Annotated in this window: 1 protein-coding gene; it reads right to left on the bottom strand. The window is 52.4% G+C overall.

The features are described from left to right. A partial coding sequence (locus ACTJIK_RS25725) for a hypothetical protein (RefSeq protein ID WP_440650475.1) occupies window positions 1-683 on the bottom strand: 683 nt, incomplete at both ends.

The following is a 683-nucleotide window of genomic DNA, read 5'->3' as shown; positions in this document are numbered from 1 at the left end:
CCGCGGCTTTGCTCAGGGTGATAGTGATCGCCTGGCTGCTGGTGATGCCTGAAGGCAGGCTCGCTTTTATTTTTATTAAACCACCTTCTGCTACAGTGCCGGTAACGGGTGTGAGGATAATTGTTTTATTCGCATTTGTGCCAGTTGCATCGCTAATGGTAACCGTAGTTCCGGTCACTGCAATGCCCTGGGCGTTGGCACCTTCGATCATTACGGTTTCATTAGCCTCTAATACCTGGTCAGTATTGGTAGTCAGTGTAACAGTGCCGGTTGTTTGACCAGCGTTGATCGTGATACTGCCCAGCGTGCCGTGCTCGGTATTACCGGCAGTGGAGCTGGCATGTTTGCTTAAAGTCACCGTCAGGTTAGTGGCGGAGGTTACACCGCCATTCAGCGTAGCTGTAATTACAGAACTGGCGCCTTCTGCAACACTGGCTGGTGCGGCGGATAGAGTGATCGTTGCTCCCGCCAGGTCCTGGTCAGTGATATCGAAATTTACCGGCTGGTTGAAAGTGAAGCCAGTGGCGGCCGGTGTCAGGATCAGTTTTTCCGTAGCCTCAATTACATTGTCATCTGCCGGAATAAAGTTTACATCCACAAATCCGTCTCCTGCCGGGATCACTACTGTGGGCAGGCTTTGAAGGTCTGTCAACGCAGCGATCGAAGCCGCATCGCGGGTAAGC

Origin of the sequence: Chitinophaga sp. 22620 (genome assembly GCF_052044405.1) — a bacterium.
Lineage (GTDB): Bacteria > Bacteroidota > Bacteroidia > Chitinophagales > Chitinophagaceae > Chitinophaga.
This window is presented reverse-complemented; position numbering and strand designations above follow the sequence as displayed.